The 630-nt window shown below is 37.1% G+C and carries 1 protein-coding gene; it reads left to right on the forward strand.

All coding sequences use genetic code 11. The features are described 5' to 3' along the window. Positions 1 to 604: cation diffusion facilitator family transporter (locus ACWQ4X_RS19770; RefSeq protein ID WP_457904684.1), on the forward strand; the 604-nt coding region annotated here is incomplete at its 5' end. Between the last annotated feature and the right edge of the window lie 26 nt (positions 605 to 630).

Below are 630 nucleotides of genomic sequence, written 5' to 3' on the forward strand. Positions count from 1 at the left end.
AGTGGCGATATATATCGTCTATGAAGCTTACCAACGTTTTACGAATCCTGCTGAAATTCAAAGTATTGGAATGATGATTGTCGCAGTCATTGGTTTGGTCATAAATTTGATTTCAATGAAAATCCTTTCTGCGAGTGCTGAAGGAAGTCTAAATGTGAAAGGCGCATATTTAGAAGTTCTTAGTGATGCACTGGGATCGATAGGCGTGATTATCGGAGGAGTGGTCATTTATTTTACCCAGTGGATGTGGGTAGATACCTTAATCGCTGTGTTAATTGGCTTCTGGGTCTTACCTCGAACTTGGGTTTTATTAAAACAAAGTATCCATATTTTGCTTGAAGGGGTTCCTGATGAGATTGATATTGAGTCGTTAAGAAATGATTTATTGATGCTAGAGGGTGTTGAAGGGATTCATCAGTTGAAAGTCTGGGCTATATCTTCAAAAAACATTCATTTAACTGCTCATTTAGTTGCTCCTAATAGCGATCCAGATCAGCTCTATCAAAAGGCCTTAGACGTTCTAAAACATAATCATAGTATTACTGAAATTACGTTACAAATAGAAAGTACGGAATGTAATACATTGGAACAGCATAAACATTAAAGTGCTGCTCTTTCTACATGGCACTA

The organism is Acinetobacter sp. NigerLNRRAM0016 (assembly GCF_054112845.1).